The sequence below is a fragment of the Pseudomonas brassicae genome (assembly GCF_010671725.1).
Lineage (GTDB): Bacteria > Pseudomonadota > Gammaproteobacteria > Pseudomonadales > Pseudomonadaceae > Aquipseudomonas > Aquipseudomonas brassicae.
On record NZ_JAAHBU010000638.1, the window covers coordinates 1 to 505 of the forward strand.

At 63.8% G+C, this 505-nt stretch carries 1 protein-coding gene; it reads right to left on the reverse strand.

What is annotated here, in order from left to right:
* Window positions 1-505 (reverse strand): carbohydrate porin (locus tag G3436_RS26850; RefSeq protein ID WP_178116630.1); only part of this gene is annotated, 505 nt, incomplete at both ends.

The window sequence follows — 505 nt, forward strand, 5'->3', positions numbered from 1 at the left end:
CAAAGCCGATGTCATCCTTGGGCCGCGCATCGAAGGCGCCCTTGTACACCATCCCCACCTGCTGGTAGTTGTCGACCACGTTGGTGGCCTTGTCGTGCACGGTGAAGTTGGCGAACAGGCTCAGGCCGCGGCTGGCGTCGCCGTTGTGCGCGGTGACCTGCTGCTGCGCCACCACCCACCAGCCATGCTTGCTGGAGTGCGACTTGAAGGCAGCGCCGGTCAGGCCCTGGGCCTGGCCATTGACGTCCTCGTAGATGTCATCGGCCTTGGCTGTGCTGTAGTAGTAACCCAGACGGTACTCGCCCGGCAGGTCGTTGACCTTGGGCGACCACACCAGCTCCACCGGCAGGATCATGCCCTTGGTGCCACTGCCGCTGAGCTTGAAGCCGTTGCCGGTCTCCAGGTTGGACGGGTTCTGCTCGAACACCCCGACCTGCGCGAAGAACTCGGGCGTGAGGTTGTACTTGGCGCGAAACGCCCACTGACTGACCGGCCAGTTGTACCA